General features: G+C 68.4%; 20 protein-coding genes. 10 read left to right on the top strand and 10 right to left on the bottom strand.

What is annotated here, in order from left to right; translation table 11 throughout:
* Window positions 1–90 precede the first annotated feature (90 nt).
* From ACSJJU_RS11190 to ACSJJU_RS11180, 3 genes are all read left to right on the top strand, one after another.
* The gene (locus tag ACSJJU_RS11190) at window positions 91–666 is read left to right on the top strand and encodes a DUF2267 domain-containing protein (protein ID WP_435915549.1); all 576 of its coding nucleotides are present in this window, start codon (window positions 91–93) and stop codon (window positions 664–666) included.
* A gap of 234 nt (window positions 667–900) precedes the next feature.
* Complete coding sequence (locus ACSJJU_RS11185; protein ID WP_435915899.1) at window positions 901–2,493, top strand: phosphoenolpyruvate carboxykinase; 1,593 nt, start codon at window positions 901–903, stop codon at window positions 2,491–2,493.
* A 194-nt stretch (window positions 2,494–2,687) separates the two neighbouring features.
* On the top strand, window positions 2,688–3,197 hold the full coding sequence (locus ACSJJU_RS11180; protein WP_435915548.1) for a J domain-containing protein: 510 nt from the start codon (window positions 2,688–2,690) through the stop codon (window positions 3,195–3,197).
* A gap of 215 nt (window positions 3,198–3,412) precedes the next feature.
* On the opposite strand, the gene ACSJJU_RS11175 is transcribed toward ACSJJU_RS11180, so the two are convergent.
* The 10 genes from ACSJJU_RS11175 to ACSJJU_RS11130 all read right to left on the bottom strand — a co-directional run bounded on the left by ACSJJU_RS11175 (window position 3,413) and on the right by ACSJJU_RS11130 (window position 9,497).
* Window positions 3,413–3,835 (bottom strand): SufE family protein, encoded by a 423-nt coding sequence (locus ACSJJU_RS11175; protein WP_435915547.1) that lies wholly within the window; start codon window positions 3,833–3,835, stop codon window positions 3,413–3,415.
* Window positions 3,836–4,063: 228 nt separating this feature from the next.
* Window positions 4,064–4,771, bottom strand: a complete 708-nt coding sequence (locus ACSJJU_RS11170) for an ABC transporter ATP-binding protein (protein WP_435915546.1) — start codon at window positions 4,769–4,771, stop codon at window positions 4,064–4,066.
* A complete protein-coding gene (locus tag ACSJJU_RS11165) occupies window positions 4,768–6,012 on the bottom strand; it encodes an ABC transporter permease (RefSeq protein WP_435915545.1) in 1,245 nt (414 codons plus the stop codon). The genes ACSJJU_RS11170 and ACSJJU_RS11165 overlap by 4 nt, the downstream gene beginning before the upstream one ends.
* 9 nt (window positions 6,013–6,021) lie before the next feature.
* Window positions 6,022–7,140 (bottom strand): efflux RND transporter periplasmic adaptor subunit, encoded by a 1,119-nt coding sequence (locus tag ACSJJU_RS11160; RefSeq protein ID WP_435915544.1) that lies wholly within the window; start codon window positions 7,138–7,140, stop codon window positions 6,022–6,024.
* A 148-nt stretch (window positions 7,141–7,288) separates the two neighbouring features.
* Window positions 7,289–7,504, bottom strand: a complete 216-nt coding sequence (locus ACSJJU_RS11155; protein WP_435915543.1) for a hypothetical protein — start codon at window positions 7,502–7,504, stop codon at window positions 7,289–7,291.
* A 62-nt stretch (window positions 7,505–7,566) separates the two neighbouring features.
* A complete protein-coding gene (locus ACSJJU_RS11150) occupies window positions 7,567–7,788 on the bottom strand; it encodes a hypothetical protein (protein WP_435915542.1) in 222 nt (73 codons plus the stop codon).
* Between the two features lie 44 nt (window positions 7,789–7,832).
* The gene (pspC, locus tag ACSJJU_RS11145; protein ID WP_435915540.1) at window positions 7,833–8,213 is read right to left on the bottom strand and encodes an envelope stress response membrane protein PspC; all 381 of its coding nucleotides are present in this window, start codon (window positions 8,211–8,213) and stop codon (window positions 7,833–7,835) included.
* 1 nt (window position 8,214) lies between these two features.
* Window positions 8,215–8,439 carry an envelope stress response membrane protein PspB gene (gene pspB, locus ACSJJU_RS11140; protein ID WP_435915538.1) on the bottom strand — a complete coding sequence of 75 codons (225 nt, stop codon included), beginning with the start codon at window positions 8,437–8,439 and terminating at the stop codon, window positions 8,215–8,217.
* A 93-nt stretch (window positions 8,440–8,532) separates the two neighbouring features.
* Window positions 8,533–9,204 (bottom strand): phage shock protein PspA, encoded by a 672-nt coding sequence (pspA, locus tag ACSJJU_RS11135; RefSeq protein ID WP_435915536.1) that lies wholly within the window; start codon window positions 9,202–9,204, stop codon window positions 8,533–8,535.
* A gap of 131 nt (window positions 9,205–9,335) precedes the next feature.
* Window positions 9,336–9,497: a hypothetical protein gene (locus ACSJJU_RS11130; RefSeq protein ID WP_435915534.1), complete on the bottom strand. Its 162-nt coding sequence runs from the start codon at window positions 9,495–9,497 to the stop codon at window positions 9,336–9,338.
* Window positions 9,498–9,710: 213 nt separating this feature from the next.
* Here ACSJJU_RS11130 and pspF point away from each other — a divergent pair, with 213 nt between their 5' ends.
* The 7 genes from pspF to ACSJJU_RS11095 all read left to right on the top strand — a co-directional run bounded on the left by pspF (window position 9,711) and on the right by ACSJJU_RS11095 (window position 16,721).
* Window positions 9,711–10,736 carry a phage shock protein operon transcriptional activator gene (gene pspF, locus ACSJJU_RS11125; protein ID WP_435915897.1) on the top strand — a complete coding sequence of 342 codons (1,026 nt, stop codon included), beginning with the start codon at window positions 9,711–9,713 and terminating at the stop codon, window positions 10,734–10,736.
* Between the two features lie 164 nt (window positions 10,737–10,900).
* Window positions 10,901–11,500: a superoxide dismutase gene (locus tag ACSJJU_RS11120; RefSeq protein ID WP_435915533.1), complete on the top strand. Its 600-nt coding sequence runs from the start codon at window positions 10,901–10,903 to the stop codon at window positions 11,498–11,500.
* Window positions 11,501–12,090: 590 nt separating this feature from the next.
* Window positions 12,091–12,630, top strand: a complete 540-nt coding sequence (locus ACSJJU_RS11115) for an NUDIX domain-containing protein (protein ID WP_435915531.1) — start codon at window positions 12,091–12,093, stop codon at window positions 12,628–12,630.
* A 42-nt stretch (window positions 12,631–12,672) separates the two neighbouring features.
* A complete protein-coding gene (locus tag ACSJJU_RS11110) occupies window positions 12,673–14,142 on the top strand; it encodes an AMP nucleosidase (protein WP_435915530.1) in 1,470 nt (489 codons plus the stop codon).
* A gap of 121 nt (window positions 14,143–14,263) precedes the next feature.
* On the top strand, window positions 14,264–15,508 hold the full coding sequence (locus tag ACSJJU_RS11105) for a hypothetical protein (protein WP_435915529.1): 1,245 nt from the start codon (window positions 14,264–14,266) through the stop codon (window positions 15,506–15,508).
* A 150-nt stretch (window positions 15,509–15,658) separates the two neighbouring features.
* Window positions 15,659–16,063 carry a DUF983 domain-containing protein gene (locus ACSJJU_RS11100; protein ID WP_435915528.1) on the top strand — a complete coding sequence of 135 codons (405 nt, stop codon included), beginning with the start codon at window positions 15,659–15,661 and terminating at the stop codon, window positions 16,061–16,063.
* A 106-nt stretch (window positions 16,064–16,169) separates the two neighbouring features.
* Window positions 16,170–16,721, top strand: a complete 552-nt coding sequence (locus ACSJJU_RS11095; RefSeq protein ID WP_435915527.1) for a DUF924 family protein — start codon at window positions 16,170–16,172, stop codon at window positions 16,719–16,721.
* Window positions 16,722–16,820 lie beyond the last annotated feature (99 nt).

The following is a 16,820-nucleotide window of genomic DNA, read 5'->3' as shown; positions in this document are numbered from 1 at the left end:
CGAGCGCTGACCACCGGGCCGCCAACCCTCAGCCGGCGCTCCGCCCGCCGGGGCGCCGGGGCGCTCGTCCCTCGCCCCCGGAGACCGCCCATGAGCACCACCGGACTGGATGTTTTCGACAAGACCCTGCAAACCACCCACATCTGGCTGAAGGATATCGGCGAGGTGATCGGGCCGGACCGGCAGCGCTGCTACCACGCGCTGCGCGCTGTCCTCACAACCCTGCGCGACCGGCTGCCGGTGGCGCAGGCGGTGCATCTGGGGGCCGAGCTGCCCCTGCTCGTGCGCGGCATCTACTACGACGGCTTCCGCCCGGCGGGCGCGCCGCTGCCGCTGCGCTCGCAGGAGGCGTTTCTCGCGATCGTCGCCGAGCGGTTCGGCCCCATCGGCCCGGCCAACCCCCGCGCCTCGACCATCGCCGTGTTCCGCATGTTGCGGCGGCGTCTGCCCGCGCCGATGATCGCCAAGATCAAGGCCTCCCTGCCGCAGAACATCCGGGCGCTGTTCGACGGGGAGCCGGAGACCGCCCCCGCCGCCGCCCACAAGGACCGGGGCAAAACGGCCGCCGACCGCCGCGCGGACGGCGAGCACCGGCTGCGGGACTGGGGCTCCCCCGGCACCGCCGCCGAGCACGCGCCCCGCATCCGGCCCGAGAAACTGTCCTGAGGGCGGCGGGTGCGCGGGGGCGGGCCTCCCTCCCCGAAGGGGGGGGGCACCGCACCAATGTGGCAAATGGACCCAGTCGCGACCAAATGTTTCAATTTATTGATATTTCACGTCGCAAATGCTGTCGAAATTCTGCGGATGACACCTCAAAACCCTTGATTTGCGGACCCGCGGCCGTCACAAGGCCATAAAAATCAACAACTCCCTCGAGCTACGGAGGAACCTGTGAGTCGCATCGGCACCCCATCGTCTTTTGGTCTGGACAAACTCGGAATCACGGGCGCTCCGGCCGAGTACTGGAATCTCGGCACGCCGCAGCTGGTCGAGGAAGCGGTTCGCCGCAACGAAGGGCTGCTGGCCAAGCATGGCCCGCTCGTGGTGAAGACCGGCAAGCACACCGGCCGTTCCGCCAGCGACAAGTTCACGGTGCGGGACGCCAACACCGAGAACACCATCTGGTGGGGCAAGACCAACCAGCCGATGACGCCGGAACAGTTCGAGGTGCTGCATCAGGACTTCCTCGCCCACCTGAAGGGCAAGGAGCTGTTCGTGCAGGATCTCTATGGCGGCTCGCAGCCGGAGTACCGCATCAACGTGCGCGTCATCAACGAGTACGCCTGGCACTCGCTGTTCATCCGCACGCTCCTGGTTCGCCCGGAGGCCTCGGAGCTTCCGAACTTCACGCCGGAGTTCACCATCATCGACCTGCCGACCTTCCGGGCTGATCCGGCCCGCCACGGCTGCCGCTCCGAGACCGTGATCGCGGTCAACTTCACCAAGAAGATCGTGCTCATCGGCGGCACCGCCTATGCGGGCGAGATGAAGAAGTCGGTGTTCTCGATCCTCAACTACCTGCTGCCGGAGCAGGGCGTGATGCCGATGCACTGCTCGGCCAACATCGGCCCCAACGGCGACACCGCCGTGTTCTTCGGCCTGTCGGGCACCGGCAAGACCACCCTGTCCGCCGACGCCTCGCGCACCCTCATCGGTGACGACGAGCACGGCTGGTCCGACACCGCCGTGTTCAACTTCGAGGGCGGCTGCTACGCCAAGATGATTCGCCTCTCGCCCGAGGCCGAGCCGGAGATCTACGCCACCACCCGCCGCTTCGGCACCGTGCTCGAGAACGTGGTGATCGACGAGGCCACCCGCGAGCTTGACCTGGACGACGCCTCGCTGGCCGAGAACAGCCGCGGCGCCTATCCGATCGACTTCATCCCGAATGCGTCGAAGGACAACCTGGGCCCGGTTCCGAAGAACATCATCATGCTGACGGCCGACGCCTACGGCGTGCTGCCGCCGATCGCGCGCCTGACGCCGGAGCAGGCGATGTACCACTTCCTGTCGGGCTACACCGCCCGCGTCGCCGGCACCGAAATCGGCGTGAAGGAGCCGCAGGCCACCTTCTCCACCTGCTTCGGCGCGCCGTTCATGCCGCGTCACCCGAGCGTCTACGGCAACCTGCTGAAGGAGCGCATCAACAAGGGCGGCGTGACCTGCTGGCTGGTTAACACCGGCTGGACCGGCGGCGCCTACGGCGTCGGCAGCCGCATGCCGATCAAGGCCACCCGCGCCCTGCTGAACGCGGCGCTGGACGGCTCGCTGAACAACGTCGAATTCCGCATCGACCCGAACTTCGGCTTCGAGGTTCCGGTGTCGGTTCCGGGCGTCGACTCGGCGCTGCTGGATCCGCGCGGCACCTGGGCCGACAAGGACGCCTACGACGCCACCGCCCGCAAGCTGGTGAAGCAGTTCATCGAGAACTTCGCCCAGTTCGAGGCGCACGTGGACGAGAGCGTCCGCAAGGCTGCCCCGAAGGCCGCCTGAGCCGTTCGTCCCACGCGGGCAAGACATGCGGGCCGGGAGCAATCCCGGCCCGTTTTGCGTGCGGGGACAGCCCGTTCTGGCGGCCCCGGCTCCCGAACACTCAAAATGTCGCGGATCGGCGTCTTGATTTGCCCCGGCAGGCGACCGTATGTGGGGCGTTCATTCGTCACGCATGGCACAAGGGAGCAGCGGGAATGGCGCGCGCGCGGCGCAACTTGGACTGGGGCTTTCCGCGCTGGCGCGCCTACGGCCAGGAAAGCGAGCCGCAGACGGTCCGCCTGTGCGACCGCGAAGGCTGCGGCCAGCCCGGTGACTGCCCCGCGCCCAAATCGCCCCACAGCAACGAGAAGTGGTGGTTCTGCCAGGCGCACGCGGCGGAATACAACCGGAACTGGAACTACTTCGCGGGCATGAGCCCGGAGGAGGCCGCCGCCCGCGCCGCCGAGGAGGAGCGCGCCAGCCGGGGCTACCGCCAGGCCAACCCCTTCTCCTCCACCAGCCTGTCGCCCGAGCGCGAGGCGCTGGCAACGCTGGGGCTGGATGCGGGCGCGACCGAGGCGCAGATCAAGTCCGCCTACCGCAAGCTCGCCAAGCAGAACCACCCGGACCACAACCCCAACGACCCGGCCGCCGCCGCCCGCTTCCACGAGGTGCAGAAGGCCTACGAACTGCTCAGCAAGCGCGGCACCGGCACCGGCAACTGACGCCCGCGCCCGCGCTCGCCGCCGGTTGCAATCGGGCTAACAAGCTCAATCAAAACAGGAAATCGACGCTACGGGGGTTTAAACGCCCGCTGAGAGGTTTTTACCTATCCCCGCTGGGGAAATAGCGGCAGACACCGGAATCGCGCTGTACGAGCCCCTGCGGGCGATTACGGGGCCCGTGAGGGCGCGAGTCTCCCCTCCCCCTCAGGCGCCCCTCAAGCGGAAGCCGCGTCCTGCGCCAGCGCCTGGATACGGCCCACCATGGAATAGAGGCCGTTGGTGCGGGTCGGGGAGAGATGCCCCGCCAGCCCCAGCTCGCCCAGCTTGCCGCGGGCGTCGATGGCCAGGATCTCGTCCGGCGTCCGGTCCTGAAACAGCAGGAACAGCACCGCGATCAGCCCGCGCACGATATGCGCGTCGCTGTCACCCAGAAAATGCAGCCGCCCGTCCGCGCGCGGCTCCGCGAAGAACCACACCTGGCTGGAACAGCCGCGCACCCTGGTGGCGTCCGTCTTGAGCGCATCGGGCATGGGCTCCAGCGTCCGGCCCAGCTCGATGAGCATCCGGTACTTGTCCTCCCAGTCCTCGAACAGCTCGAAATCGGACTGGAGGTCGTCAAACGAAAGCGGCTTGGTCATGCCCCCTGATTTGGCGAACCGCCCGCGCACCGTCAACCCGAGGTGCGCAGGGGACACAAGATTTGCTTCATTTGTTTCGAATTTCCTTGCGCCAAGGGGGTCGCGGACCCCCTTGGCAATCCCCCTTTCGTTCTGAGCAGACGCACCCGGCCGCTGCCGCGCACGTCCCGAAAAACGAATGGGGTGCAGGGGACCGAGTCCCCTGCAAAAATCCCGTGAGAAAAAACCTCAGAACGTCGTGCCCTCCGGCTGCACCATGCCATCGACGATGGTGATGATCCGGTCGGCGGCTTCGGCGAAGCGGGGTTCGTGGGTGACGGCGATGATGGCCCGGCCCTGTTCGGTGGCGAGGCGTTTGAGGGTATCGCGCACCACGAGGCTGGAGTGGCTGTCGAGCGCGCCAGTGGGTTCGTCCGCGAGGATGACCAGCGGGTCGTTGGCCTGGGCGCGGGCGATGGCGACGCGCTGGCGCTGGCCGCCGGAGAGCTGGCCCGGGCGTTTGTGTTCGTGGCCTTCGAGGCCCAGTTCGGCGAGCAGGCGGCGGGCGCGTTCGCGCTGTTCGTCTTCCGGCAGGCGGCCGAGGCGGCGCATGGGCAGCATCACGTTGTCGAGCGCGGTGAACTCGGGCAGCAGGAAGTGGAACTGGAAGACGAAGCCCAGCTTCTCGAGACGGATGCGGGCCATCTGGTCGTCGGTGAAGCCGGAGGTGTCCTCCCCGCCCAGCCAGATGGTGCCGGTGGTGGGGCGGTCGAGGAGCCCCAGCAGGTAGAGCAGCGACGACTTGCCCGAGCCCGAGGGGCCCATGATCGCCACCATCTCGCCCGGGTGCACCTCGACGGAGGCCTCCCGCACCAGCACGGCGGCGACCTCGCCTTCGAGCACGCGGCTGAGGTTCTCGGCGCGCAAAACCGGACCGGGGGCTGCCGCCTGCCTCATGCCGCCCCCCGCAGGATATCGACCGGCTGCACCCGCCCGCCCTTGCGCGCGGGCAGGTAGGCCGCGCCCACGGCCGAGAGGATGGCGAAGGCAGCGGCGAGCACGAACTGGTCCGCGCCCCAGTAGACCGGCATCTGGATCGGCTCCACTGCCCCCGGCGGCTTCAGCGTGATCTTGCCCAGCCCGTAGATGATGACCCAGCCGAGCGCGCACCCGGCGACGCTGCCGAGCGCGCCGAGGATCAGCCCTTCGGTCAGGAAGATGCGGCGGATGTCCCGGGCGTTGAAGCCGATGGACTTGAGGATGGCGATGTCCCGGGTCTTCTCCAGCACCACGGTCGAGATGACGTTGTAGATGCCGAAGGAGGCCACCACCAGAATGGCGCTGACCACCGAGTACATGATGATGTTGCGCACCTTGAGGACGCTGGTGATGTCCTCGTTCGCCTCCTGCCAGGAGACCGCCTTGTAGCCGATGAGCGCCTCGATGCGCGCGGCGGCCTGCCGCGCCTGCATGGGGTCGTCCAGTTGCAGCACGAAACTGTTGGCCACGTTCGGCCGGTCCATCATGGCCTGCACCCGCTTGAGGGCGGCAAACGCCTGTCCCTCGTCGTAGGACTGGTTGCCGGTGCGGAAGATGCCCACCACCTTCAGCACCCGCACCTGACCGCTGGGCGCGGCGACGGCCAGGTTGTCGCCCATGTCGATGCCGTAGCGGTTGGCCAGCTCCCGCCCGATGATGATGCCGTTGGGATTGGCGTCCAGATCCTCCAGCCGCCCTTCCTGCATGTCCTCCTCGATGGTGCTGACGCCGCGCATCCGCTCGGGGATGATGCCGGAGAGGGTGACGCCCACGTCGCGCCCGGCGAAGGTGATGATGCCCTGCCCCACCAGCACGGGCGCGACGCGCACGCCCGGCAGCCGCTCGATCAGCGCCAGCTTCTGCTTGTACTGGCGGATGCCGCGGGTTTCGGTGCGCGGCTTGACGTTGCGCAGCTCGACCGCGCCCGCGCCGTACAGCCGCTCCGCCGGTTGCAGCGGGTTGGTGCGGAACTCGTCGGAGACGGTCACGTGCGGCTGGGTGTCGATGAGCCGGGCGATGAAGTCCCGCTCCGAGCCGCGCATGAGGGAGGAGACGCCCAGAAAGAACCCGACGCCGAGCACGATGCCGCTGAGGGAGACAAGCGTCTGGCGTCTGCGGCTGAGCAGGTGGCTGAGGGCGATCCGGGTCAGCACCTTCATGGCGGGTTCCTACCGGGCTGCCGTATCCGCGACTGCCGAATCCGCGCCTGCCGAATCCGCGACTACCGAGGCGGGCCCCTGTCCCATCACCGGCTCCGCCAGCGGGGCTTCGGCGGGCAGCGGCCGCACCCGCACCTTCTGGCCGTCGCGCAGGCCCTCGGGCGGCGTGGCCACTACCCATGCGTCCGGCGCCAGGCCATCCCGGATTTCCACCCGCGCCGCCCCGCGCACCCCGGCGCGCACCGTGCGGCGAGCGAGGCGGTTGTCCTCCACCACCCAAAGCTGGTTGCCGTCAACGGCGCTGGCGGGCACCAGCAGCGCGTTTTCGCGCCGGGCGGTGATGATGTTGATCTCGGCCGTCATGCCGTAGCGCAGCGGCGTGCCCTCCGGCAGCACCACCCGCACCCGGTAGCTGCGGGCCACGGGGTCGCCACGCGGGGTGATCTCCGCCACCGTGCCGTCGAACACGTCCTCGGGGAAGGCGTCGGCGCGCACCAGCACCTTCTGGCCGACGCGCACGAGGGGCACGTCCTCCTCGTCCACCTCCGCGCTGATGCGCATGGGGGCGCCGGCCCTGGCCATGTAGAACACGGCCTCGTTGACGGGGATGAAGTCACCCACCTCGCCCTCGCGGCGGATGATGGTGCCGCTGGCCGGCGCGCGCAGCCACATGAAGCGCTGCTGCTCCTCCGCCTGGGTGACGGCGGCGCGGGCGGCGGCATAGTTGGCCTCCGCCTCGTCGAGCGCCGCCTTGGTCACCCAGCCCTGCCGCGCGAGGGTGCGGATGCGCTGCACCTGCTGCTCGGCCTGGGTGAGGCGGGCCCTCAGCTCGGCGACGCCCGCGCCCACGTCCCGGTCCTCCAGCCGCGCGAGGATCGCCCCCGCCTGCACCCGGTCGCCTTCGTCCGCCCGCAGCTCGATGAGCCGCCCGCCGACGCGCGGCGCGATCCGCACCTCGACGGAAGGCTCCACCGTGCCGGTGGCGTAGACCGCCTGCACCGCCGGGCCGCGCACCGGACGGGTGACGTCAACCTCCGGCGGGGCCAGCAGCAGCCAGGCAACAGCGGCGGCGAGGATCAGCGCAAGAACCGCAAGGCCGCCGCGCGTCAGGCGTTTTTTCCATGTCATGAGATAAGGGACCGGCCGCTTCGATGATGAGATGTTCAAGGGACAAACGCATGAAGACTCTGTTACGTCTGCATCCCTTCTAGCCGATCCCCGGCCGGGGTCTAAGCCCCTTTGGTCAGCAAAAGCCCTTGGTCAGTAAATGCCTTGATCAGTAAATGCCCTCGGCGATGGCTTCCAGCCGCGCCACCCGGTTGCGCAGGCCGGCGAACTCCTCCGTGCTGCACGCCAGGGCGGCGGCGCGCACCTCCAGCTCCGCATCGCGCAGGCGCAGCAGCTGCCGCACCGTCCAGATCCAGAGCCCGGCGCCGACGGCCATCACTGCCAGAAAACACCCCAACCCCAGGATTACCCATGTCACCGACATGACAGTCCACTCCCCGATCCTCGGCTGCGTCGGGCCGGTCGCCCGGCCTGTCCCCGCAGCGCCTATCCCCGCAGCCGCTCGATTTCGTCCGAAAGGCGCCTGGCCGGGTCCGTCGCCAGCTTTTCGAGCACCTTCACCCGTTCGCTGAGATGGTCCACCTGGGCCCGCAGGCGGGCGATTTCCTCCACCGCCTCCTGGCCCGGTCCGCTGCTCGCCCGCGCTTTCATCACGCCCGCAACGGCCACGATGAGGACGATTGCGACAACCATTTCAAACGGACCCATGGCCTTCCCCTCTTGCTTGTCCCTGCTCCCCGGACAGGCCCGTCCTAGCGCAGCCTGTCGATCTCCGACGCCAGATTGCGGCTCGACGAGGTGAGATAGGCCTCCACGTCCTGCAACCGGCGGTCGATTTCCCGGAAGTCGCCGCGCACGGACCGGATGGTCGAGGCCGGGCTGGTGCGGGCGCTGCGCCAGAAGGCGTCTTCCCTCGGGTCGATATCGTACAGCTCCAGCGGCTTCTTGTCCGCCACCAATCCGACGATGAAATAGGCGGGAACCGTGAGCCAGCCTGCGCCAAGGAGGGTGAGGGCAATCACCGCCACCCGGACCCAGAGGGCATCGACGCCCGTGTAGTCGGCGATGCCGCTGCACACGCCCATCAGCTTGGCGTTGCGCTTGTCGAGATAGAATTTCGTCTTGCGGACCATGTCAGATGTCCTTGCGCCAGTGCGGATTTTCCGCGTCCAGAATACGTTCCACCGAGGTCAGCCGGGCTTCGAGCCTGCGGGCCTTCTCCTGAAGGTGCTCCATCAGCTGTTCATCGTCTTCCGACAGGGACCGCGTGCGCTTCCACTGGAGCGCGTAGTGCATCACCACCATCGGCATTCCGAGGAACAGGATCGCAACGATGAGAACTCCGGTTAATTCCTCCACAGGACTTCACCCCCTTCCCGTCCGCCGCCGGGCCGGCGCCCCGCCGGGCCCTTGCGGCCTCATTCCTTGCTGCCTGCCGCCCTTGCTGAGGGCCTACTTGTTTTCACCACTCCCGACGCGAGCCTTGAGGGCGGCCAGTTCGGCCTCCACCTCGTCGTTGGCCTTGAGCTCGGCGAACTCCTCCTCCAGCGTGCGGGCGCGGCCAAGGTCGTAGGATTCCACCCGGCCCTCGGCCAGGTCCACCCGGCGCTCCAGCATCTCGAACCGCTGAAAGGCCTCATCGATGCGCGGGCTGGAGATCATGCGGCGCATCCGCGCCCGGTTCTCCAGCGTCTCCAGCCGGGCGAGGATCGTCTTCTGCCGGGCCCGCGCCTCGCGCAGCTTGGCCTCCAGCTTCTGGATGTCCTCCTCGTGCTTGGCCAGCGCCTCGTCCATCAGCAGCATGTCGTGCTCGATCTGGGTCGCCATCTGGGCCAGCTTCTGCTTCTCCACCAGCGCCGCCTTGGCCAGATCCTCGCGCCCCTTGGAGAGCGCCAGCTCCGCCTTTTCCGCCCACGACTGCTGGGCCGCGTCAAGCCGCTTCAGGGTGCGCCGGGCTTCCTTCTGATCCGCGATGGTGCGCGCCGCCGAGGCCCGCACTTCCACCAGGGTTTCCTCCATCTCCATGATGATGAGACGGATCATCTTCGCCGGATCTTCGGCCCGGTCCAGAATGTCGTTCATGTTCGCGGCGATGATATCGCCCAGGCGCGAGAAAATTCCCATCGTCCAACTCCTTCGACTGTGCGCCTCACCGGTGCTGTGCAGACCCTGCCCTGAAAACCCTGCCGCGAATTGGCGGCGAACCCGTCTCCCGGCCGCCCGCCCCACCCCGGAGCCGGCGGCCGGCGTGCAAGTCAGAGCGCGCTCGCGGCCTCCGCCACCGCCACGGTGGCAGCCGGGAGGCTGGCGTGAGCCTCGACCGGGCCCGCGGCCATGCCGAGGGCGATGGCGCCGGCCACCAAGGCCGCCAGAGCGCAAACCAGATGACGGGTGGCGTTCTCGAAAATGGTCTTCATCTCGTGATCCCCTTCCCCTTTGGCCCCTTGGGGCCGTTGTCCCGGTGCGGCAGGCGATGCGCCGCCGCTCTGTCAGGAGAAAAGCAGGATGCGTGCCAACTCGCCGACACATGACTAAATTATTGAAAACAAATGATTTTCCACGAAGCCACCCCGACCACCCCGCTTAATGATTTGCCAATTTCTGGTGTTTTTTGCTAATTATTGGCCATGATTGCGGAAGCGCCCCGTCTCGTCGGCCAGTCCGGCCCGTTTCTCGACGCGCTCGATCGCGTGTCGGCCATGGCGCCGCTCAACCGCCCGGTGCTGGTGATCGGGGAGCGCGGCACCGGCAAGGAGCTGATCGCCGAGCGCCTGCACCGCCTCTCCCGCCGCTGGGACGGGCCGTTCGTGCAGCTCAACTGCGCCACCCTGCCCGAGTCCCTGATCGACGCCGAACTGTTCGGCCACGAGACGGGCGCGTTCACCGGGGCGACCCGGGCGCGCGCAGGCCGCTTCGAGGAGGCGGATGGCGGCACCCTGTTCCTCGACGAGATCGCCACCCTCTCGCCCCAGGCGCAGGAGAAGCTGCTGCGAGTGATCGAATACGGCCAGCTCCAGCGCATCGGCGCGAGTCGGCCCATCGAGGTGGACGTGCGCGTGGTGGGCGCAACCAACGAGGACCTGCCCCGCCTCGCCGAGGAAGGGCGGTTCCGCGCCGACCTGCTCGACCGCCTGTCCTTCGACGTGGTGACGCTGCCGCCGCTGCGGCACCGGCGCGAGGACATTCCCGTCCTTGCCGAGCACTTCGGCCAGCGCATGGCGGTGGAGATGGGGTGGGAGGGCTTCCCCGGCTTCAGCGACGCCTGCATGGAGCAGCTGCTCGCCCACGACTGGCCCGGCAACGTGCGCGAGCTGAAGAACGCGGTGGAGCGCGCCGTCTACCGCTGGGGCGACCCCGACCGCCCCATCGAACGGCTGGTGCTCGACCCCTTCGAATCACCCTGGCGGCCCAGGCCTTTGCCCAAGCCGCAGAGCCCGGAGCGGGTGCCGGAGCGGGAGGGGAAACAGACGCCGGCGCGGGCGCCCGCCGCCGACGAGCCCGTGGGCGATTTCCGCGCCGCCGTTGCCGCCTACGAGCGCCGCCTCCTGAGCGCGGCGCTGGAGCGTGCCCGCTTCAACCAGCGGGAAGCCGCCGCCGCGCTCGGCCTCACCTACGACCAGTGCCGCCACGCCCTGCGCAAGCACGGCCTGCTGTAAGCCGGGCCTTGCGCCGCGCCTGCCCGGATGCAGCCCCCGCCAATCCCCATGCGTTAGACGGAAATCGCCGCCAATCGTTTCACCGCCAGTTGCCCTGACGGTGTTCAATGCCTACATCTTCCGGTGATTTTTCAACGACAACCCATGCACGGAGGCATTTCCAGATGGCATTCACGCTCCCAGACCTGCCCTATCCCGCCAACGCCCTTGAGCCGCACATGTCGGCCAACACGCTGGGCTTCCATCACGGCAAGCACCACGCCGCCTACGTCACCAACCTGAACAACCTGATCAAGGGCACCGACCTGGAGAACAAGTCGCTTGAGGAAATCATCCTCGCGGTGGCGGGCGATGCCTCCAAGGCGGGCATTTTCAACAATGCCGCGCAGGTGTGGAACCACACCTTCTTCTGGAACGGCATGAAGCCGAACGGCGGCGGCAAGCCGACCGGCGCGATCGCGGAGAAGATCGACGCGGATCTGGGCGGCTACGACAAGTTTGTCGAGCAGTTCAAGGCGGCCGCCACCACCCAGTTCGGCTCGGGCTGGGCCTGGCTGGTGCTGGACAACGGCAAGCTCGCCATCACCAAGACCGGCAATGCCGACCTGCCGCTGGCCCACGGCCAGAAGGCGCTGCTCACCTGCGACGTGTGGGAGCACGCCTACTACCTCGACTACCAGAACCGCCGCCCGGACTTCGTCCAGGCGTTCCTGGATCATCTGGTCAACTGGGACTTCGTGAACCAGAACCTGGCCTCGGCCTGAGCCTGGCCGGGACGGCGCGCCGCCCCCTCCCGAGCAGGCGGGCGGCCAGGCCTGCACCAGTAAATCCAGCAGGCAATAGATCCAGCAGGCAATAAAGCCAGCAGGCAATAAAGCCAGCAGGCAATAAAGCCAGCAAACCAGAAAAAGGGGCCGCCGGTGACACCCACCGGCGGCCCTTTCAATTTCCGGACGCTAGAGCTGACCTAACGTCCGGAGACCAGCACCCCGAGGCTATAAGGGACTGGTACGCCGCCGCGTCGCCGCCCTGCCCTTCAGGACAGGGCGGAGAACCGCGGAAACTCGTGCGTGGACAGTGTGCCCGAAGACACCTGTACGTCTGGATAGAACGGTGCGTATGGATGCAAATGGGCGCCACACCGGGGCATGCTCGATTCGAGCCGCCGCCCGGCTGTGGCCTCCGGCCATGCCTTTTCGTGTGACAAGCGTCCCCCCCTCTGGTCGCCCGACGGTTCATTGCTGAACTGCGGCACCTTAACGTGTTCGTTTGTTCCGGTCAAACTGTCCGACCTGACAGGTCCGGGCGTGCCCGTGGACTTCCCTTGCCGGCTACTTTCGCTAGAGTCAGAGGCATGTCCGCGAGCCACCGTTTCTCCCGCCGCATCCCCGCCGGCGACACGCTGCACCGGCGCGTCTGCGACATCTGTGGCTTCATCGACTATGAAAACCCCCGGATCGTGGTGGGCGCGGTTGTCCGCCAGGGAGAGCGCATCCTGCTCTGCCGCCGCGCCATCGAGCCGCGCCGGGGATACTGGACCCTGCCCGCCGGCTTCATGGAGCAGAACGAGACCGCCGAGGAGGGCGCCCGGCGCGAGGCGCGGGAGGAAGCCTGCGCCAACATCCGCATCACCGGGCTGCTGGCGGTCTATTCCATCCCCCGCATCTCCCAGGTGCAGCTGATCCACATCGCCGAGCTGGAGGGCGGCTTCGCCCCCGGCCCGGAGAGCCTGGAGGTGCGCCTGTTCGCGTGGGAGGACATCCCCTGGGACGAACTGGCCTTCCCCAGCGTGCACTGGGCGCTGCACCACCGCCGCGCGGTGTGGGAGAGCACCGCCTGCGTGCCGTTCGTCAACCCGCAGGGCATGACCGGGGACACCTTTCCCCCGCCCTGACCAGCCCCGGCCCGGGAGCCGGAAGGAGCCGATCGAGACGCCATGACCCAGCCTGACTTCGCCGCCTCCCTGTCGCCCGAGGAGGCGGTCGCCACCCTCGCCGCCCTCCACGGCTCCGCTGTCGCTGCCCTGCGGGAGGCGCTCGACCGGTTCGCCGCCACCGGCGTGCCCCCGACGCCGGAGGAGCGGCAGCGGTTCTGCTACCCCCTGCTGCGGGTCATCTACCCCGGCGCTGCCGCCCGCAATCCGGGGCCGCGCGCCTATGCGAAGCTCCAGGCGCCCGGCGTCTATGCCACCACCGTCACCCAGCCGGAGGCATTCCGCGCCTACCTCGTGGAGCAGCTGAGCCTTCTGGTAGAAGATTACGACGTGCGGATCGAGGTGGTCCCCAGCCGGCAGGAGATCCCCTACCCCTTCGTGCTCGAAGGCGGCGACGAGCTGATGGCGGGCAACGTCTCCCCCGCCGAACTGGCCCGCTGGTTCCCCACCACCGCGCTCGCCCACGTGAGCGACGACGTGGCCGACGGCCTGTGGTGCGGCCCGGAGGAGGCGCCGCGCCCGCTGGCGCTGTTCGACGCGCTCCGGGTGGACTATTCGCTGAAGCGCCTCATCCACTACACCGGCACCGACTGGCGCGCGGTGCAGCCGTGGATCCTGTTCACCAACTACCACCGCTACGTGGACGAATTCATCCGCTGGTCCATCGCCCAGCTCACCAGCGAGAGCAGCCCCTATACGGCGCTGGTCGCCTCGGGCGGGGTGCGCATCGAGCGCGGCGCGGTGCCGGAGAACGCCTTCGAGCGCATCGCCGCCGCGCCCTGGCGGCGGCACCAGATGCCCGCCTATCATCTGGTCACGCCGGACAATCAGGGCGTCACCCTGGTCAACATCGGCGTCGGCCCCTCCAACGCCAAGACCATCACCGATCACCTGGCCGTGCTGCGCCCCCACTGCTGGCTGATGGTGGGCCACTGCGGCGGCCTGCGCGCCTCCCAGCGCATTGGCGACTATGTGCTGGCCCACGCCTACCTGCGGCTGGACAACATCCTGGACGACGCGGTGCCGCCCCACATCCCGCTGCCCGCGCTCGCCGAAATCCAGACCGCGTTGCAGGAGGCCGCCGCCGCTGTCACCGGCGAGCACGGCGCGGAGCTGAAACGCCGCCTGCGCACCGGCACGATCGTCACCAACGACGACCGCAACTGGGAGCTGCGCTGGGCGCAGGAGCGGCGCATCATCAACCTCTCCCGCGCCATCGCCATCGACATGGAAAGCGGCACCATCGCGGCGCAAGGGTATCGCCTGCGTGTGCCCTACGGCACCCTGCTGTGCGTCTCCGACAAGCCGCTGCACGGCGAGATCAAGCTGCCCGGCGCGGCCAACGCCTTCTACGAACGGGCCATCGGCGAGCATCTGGCGATCGGCCTCAAGACCATCGCCCTCCTGCGCGGGGAGATGGGCAGCCTCCACTCCCGCAAGCTGCGCAGCTTCGACGAGCCGCCGTTCCGGTAACGCCCGCCCGCTGATGCCCGCCCCTCCTGCGGCGCACCGGTGGTATTTGCCCGTCACCGGAGCACCCTCCGGCCGCACCCGTGCGTTTCCTGTGCCGGATGCCAGAAACCGCGTGAGACCCATGGCCACCAGCCGCCGGAACTTCGTCTTCTTCCTGGGCATAGGCGGCGCCTCCGTGGCCGCGCTCACCGGCGCCGGGTTCCTGTATCGCGCGGTCGATCGCGGCAGCTTCTCCGATCTCCAGTCCGGCCAGCCGTTCGAGCCCTGGCACGAATGGCGGCACCGGCAGATGAGCGACATCGAGGGCGTGGCCCTTGCCGGCACGCTGGCCTCCTCCTTCTTCAACACCCAGCCCTGGCTGCTGCGCCTGTACGGGGATGTCATCGACCTGTTCTTCAACCGGCGCGCCACCACTCCCCTTCTCGACCCCTACTTCCGCTCGGCCCTCATTGGCTTGGGCGCCTGCATCGAGAACATGGTCACCGGCGCGGAAGGGCTGGGGCTCTCGGCCTCCGTCACGCTCTTCCCCGACCGGGAGGACCACGACCACATCGCCCGCCTCACGCTCGCCCCAAGCAAGCCGCGCCAGACGCCCCGCTTCCTCGCCATCGGCAACCGGCACACCAACCGCAGCGCCTACGAGCCGGGCCAGCTCCCCCCGCCGGACGTGATGCCCACCCTCCTGGGCCTGGCCCCCGGCAGCCGGGCGCACCTCGATCTGTTCCCCGCCGCCAGCCCGAAGGGCCGGTATTTCGCCGAAAGCGTCCTTCTCGCCGCCCGGGCCTCGCTTGAAGATCCCGCCATGCTGATCGAGCAGTTCCGCTGGTTCCGCCAGACCATGACCCAGGTTCAGACCACCAAGGACGGCCTCAGCTTCATCGGCACCGGCCTGACCGACCTCCAGGTCCGCACCGCCATGGCCCTGCCGACGCTGCGCGAAGACGACTACGCCACCTTCATGCTGGACCAGACCCGCACCGTTCAGCTTCCCAATTCGGCGCTGTTCGGCGTCCTCACGGTCGACAACGCCGATGACCCGGCGCAGATGCTGGAAGCCGGGCGCCTGCTCCAGCGCCTCCACCTCGAGGCCACCGCCCAGGGGCTGGCGCTTCAGGCCCTGTCTTACCCGAACTGGATGGCGGACCGGGAAATCGCCCGGCGGCAGGCCTTCAGCTTCAGAGGCAGCTTCACCGGCCGGATCGCCACCCTTGCGGGCGGGCGCGGCACCATGGTCCTCGGCCTGCGGATGGGCTATGCCACGCGGCCGGCGCGCGCCACCTCCCGCCGCCCGCTCCCCTACGTGCTGCTGCCGCGCGCCGGGTCCGTGCGCGCCGTGCCGAATGGCGAGGGGCCCGGCCCGCGCTAAGCCGGATCGACGGATTGACCGATTGACGGATGAGAACGCCCCGCTCCCCCCGGTAATATCGCCGCATGGCCCGCCAAAGGCTGGACAATTGTCCGCTTTGCCCGCAGGAGCATTCCCGACGCACCGGACCATCGACATACGGGGAGCCTCATGACCGAGCAGATCAGCGCAGACACCGCCGAACGGCCGCTCAAGGAGGCCATGCTGCGCGGGTTCCGCAACCGCTGCCCGGCCTGCGGCAAGGGCCGCCTGTTCGCCCGCTTCCTGAAGGCGACCCCGGCGTGCGACTTCTGCGGCGAGGACATGACCCGCCATTCGGCGGACGACCTGCCGCCCTACCTCTCCATCATCGTCACCGGCCACGTGGTGGTGCCCATCGTCCTTGAGGTGGAGATGGCCTACCATCCGTCCATGGCCTTTCACATGATCACCTGGCCGCTGATCACGCTCATCATGGCCGGTGCCCTCATCCAGCCGTTCAAGGGCGCAGTGATCAGCCTGCAATGGGCCTTCCGCATGCACGGCTTCGGCAGCGGCAACGCCAACCACCAGTAATCACCCGCACGCACGGCGCGGGCAGGCGGTTTTTCCGCGCCCTCACGGCCCCGCTGCGCTACACTCGCCCGCGCACGGAAACGCGAGGTTACGAGAGGGGATTGCCATGTCCGCTGCCGCCGAGGCCATCGAGGTGCTCGCCTTCTGGCTGGGCGAAGTGCCGCCCGAGAAGCGCTTCGCCGTCGATCCCGCGCTCGATGCCGCCATCGCCCGGCGCTTCGGCACGCTGCACGCGCGGCTCGCGGCAGACGTGCCCGGCGACTGGCGCGCCACGCCCGAGCGCCTGCTCGCCGCCATCATCGTGCTCGACCAGTTCTCCCGCAATCTCCATCGCGGCACGCCCCGCGCCTGGGCCTGCGACCCGGCCGCACTGGCGCTCACCCGGGAGGCCATCGCCCAAGGCTTCGACCGGCAACTGCGCGGCGACCAGCTCCAGTTCCTCTACATGCCCCTGATGCACAGCGAAGACCCCGAGATGCAGGCACTCTCGGTCAAGCTGTTCGCCACCATCGGCAACGATGTGGCCTACGACTTCGCCCTCCAGCACAAGGCCATCATCGACCGGTTCGGCCGCTACCCCCACCGCAACGCCATCCTCGGACGGGAGAGCACCCCGGAGGAGGTGGAATTCCTCAAGCAGCCGGGGTCGAGTTTTTAGGTTTTTTGATTTTCTCCCAAGGGGGTCTCGGACCCCCTTGGATCCCCCTTTCGTTTTTCGGGCCGCGCTTCAAACAAGGGCGCGTTCCAGTTTCCAAGA

The sequence above is a fragment of the Pedomonas sp. V897 genome, from assembly GCF_051304405.1.
GTDB lineage: Bacteria > Pseudomonadota > Alphaproteobacteria > Sphingomonadales > Sphingomonadaceae > Pedomonas.
Note: the sequence above shows the minus strand (reverse complement) of the source record. Positions and strands in the feature narration are given on the sequence as shown.

Excerpts from the sequence above, each read along its gene's own strand:
- ACSJJU_RS11105 (WP_435915529.1), top strand. The coding sequence starts at position 14,264 with ATGGCCACCAGCCGCCGGAACTTCGTCTTCTTCCTGGGCATAGGCGGC.
- ACSJJU_RS11110 (WP_435915530.1), top strand. The coding sequence starts at position 12,673 with ATGACCCAGCCTGACTTCGCCGCCTCCCTGTCGCCCGAGGAGGCGGTC.
- ACSJJU_RS11190 (WP_435915549.1), top strand. The coding sequence starts at position 91 with ATGAGCACCACCGGACTGGATGTTTTCGACAAGACCCTGCAAACCACC.
- pspA (WP_435915536.1), bottom strand. The coding sequence starts at position 9,204 with ATGGGAATTTTCTCGCGCCTGGGCGATATCATCGCCGCGAACATGAAC.
- ACSJJU_RS11160 (WP_435915544.1), bottom strand. The coding sequence starts at position 7,140 with ATGACATGGAAAAAACGCCTGACGCGCGGCGGCCTTGCGGTTCTTGCG.
- ACSJJU_RS11115 (WP_435915531.1), top strand. The coding sequence starts at position 12,091 with ATGTCCGCGAGCCACCGTTTCTCCCGCCGCATCCCCGCCGGCGACACG.
- ACSJJU_RS11095 (WP_435915527.1), top strand. The coding sequence starts at position 16,170 with ATGTCCGCTGCCGCCGAGGCCATCGAGGTGCTCGCCTTCTGGCTGGGC.
- ACSJJU_RS11100 (WP_435915528.1), top strand. The coding sequence starts at position 15,659 with ATGACCGAGCAGATCAGCGCAGACACCGCCGAACGGCCGCTCAAGGAG.
- ACSJJU_RS11155 (WP_435915543.1), bottom strand. The coding sequence starts at position 7,504 with ATGTCGGTGACATGGGTAATCCTGGGGTTGGGGTGTTTTCTGGCAGTG.
- ACSJJU_RS11120 (WP_435915533.1), top strand. The coding sequence starts at position 10,901 with ATGGCATTCACGCTCCCAGACCTGCCCTATCCCGCCAACGCCCTTGAG.
- ACSJJU_RS11130 (WP_435915534.1), bottom strand. The coding sequence starts at position 9,497 with ATGAAGACCATTTTCGAGAACGCCACCCGTCATCTGGTTTGCGCTCTG.
- ACSJJU_RS11165 (WP_435915545.1), bottom strand. The coding sequence starts at position 6,012 with ATGAAGGTGCTGACCCGGATCGCCCTCAGCCACCTGCTCAGCCGCAGA.
- ACSJJU_RS11180 (WP_435915548.1), top strand. The coding sequence starts at position 2,688 with ATGGCGCGCGCGCGGCGCAACTTGGACTGGGGCTTTCCGCGCTGGCGC.
- ACSJJU_RS11150 (WP_435915542.1), bottom strand. The coding sequence starts at position 7,788 with ATGGGTCCGTTTGAAATGGTTGTCGCAATCGTCCTCATCGTGGCCGTT.
- ACSJJU_RS11170 (WP_435915546.1), bottom strand. The coding sequence starts at position 4,771 with ATGAGGCAGGCGGCAGCCCCCGGTCCGGTTTTGCGCGCCGAGAACCTC.
- pspC (WP_435915540.1), bottom strand. The coding sequence starts at position 8,213 with ATGGTCCGCAAGACGAAATTCTATCTCGACAAGCGCAACGCCAAGCTG.
- ACSJJU_RS11175 (WP_435915547.1), bottom strand. The coding sequence starts at position 3,835 with ATGACCAAGCCGCTTTCGTTTGACGACCTCCAGTCCGATTTCGAGCTG.